Raw genomic sequence first — 1,257 nt, forward strand, 5'->3', positions numbered from 1 at the left:
GATAGTTTTTATGACTGTGTGAAAAAGGCTGATGAGGTCTTTTGCGTAAATATCCCACAAAAAGCTGACATCGTGATCTCGGTAGCGCCTTATCCTATGGATGTCGATCTTTATCAGGCGCAAAAGGGTGCGGACGCAAAAATAGTCATCTTGCCGTTTGGCTCTATGACTGTGCCTAAGGTTTAAGTATGGCTAAAATTTTATACTATGATGCTAGCTGCGGTATTAGCGGCGATATGAATTTAGGCGCGCTGGTGGATCTGGGCGCGGATTTTAGCTATCTTTGCGCCGAGCTTGCTAAGCTAAATTTAGCTAGCGAATTTTACCTACGCAAGCGCAAAGTGCTAAAATGCGGTATCTCTGCAACCAAAATAGACGTCGTTTGCGCGGCAAATCCGAGCCAAATTCCGCTTGGCCTCTTAGGCGCTAAATTTAGCCCGCGTCAAAATTTAAACGGCAAAATTCACGGCGCCGAATTTAGAGCGGATAAGCCCGCCCAAAACCATCCGCGTCCGCGAAATTTCACGCAAATTTTAGAGCTTATCGAGGGTTCTAGCCTAAGCGCTTTCGTAAAAAAAACGGCAAGCGAAATTTTTAGCGTTATCGCGCAGGCCGAGGCCAAAATCCACGGCACTAGCGCAGAGCAAGTACATTTCCACGAAGTGGGCGCCGCGGACAGCATCGCGGACGTAGTGGGTGCGGCTATTTGCTTGGAGGCCTTGGGTGCGCCGCAAATTTTTGCTTCGCCTATCGAGCTTGGCGGCGGTTTTGCGCACTGCGCTCACGGCAGGCTGACCGTACCGGCGCCTGCGGTTTGCGAAATTTTAAAAGGCGCTCAAGTAAGCCTAGGGCGAGCGAATTTCGAGATGACTACGCCCACAGGAGCGGCTATTTTAAAGGCCTGCGCACTAAATTTAAGGGAACAAGACCGCCGTGAGTCGCCGCGAAATTTTAAAATTTTAAGCACGGGCTACGGCGCTGGCGATAAAGACGTCGCAGATTTTGCCAACGCGCTTCGCGTGATACTTTGCGAAACGAGCGAGGATTTAGGCTTGAGAGATGAGCCAAATTTGAGCGTGCAGATCGGCTATGGCGAGCTTTGCGAGCGGATTTTAATCTCCACTAATATCGACGATATGGACGCAGAAAGCTTTGCCTTTGCGTGCGATATTTTGCGAGATAGCGGCGCGCTGGACGTATTTAGCAGGTCTATTTTTATGAAAAAGGGGCGCGCGGGCTTTGAGCTAAACGCGCTGT

1 protein-coding gene and 1 pseudogene are annotated in these 1,257 nt (G+C 50.0%); both read left to right on the forward strand.

Annotation, left to right across the window (positions count from 1 at the left end; genetic code table 11):
* Window positions 1-186: pseudogene (locus tag CYO90_RS07945) on the forward strand (hypothetical protein); the annotation flags it as partial.
* 2 nt (window positions 187-188) lie between these two features.
* The coding region (locus CYO90_RS07950) for a LarC family nickel insertion protein (RefSeq protein ID WP_103579111.1) at window positions 189-1,257 on the forward strand (1,069 nt) is incomplete at its 3' end.

This window comes from Campylobacter concisus (assembly GCF_002913745.1).
GTDB lineage: Bacteria > Campylobacterota > Campylobacteria > Campylobacterales > Campylobacteraceae > Campylobacter_A > Campylobacter_A concisus_R.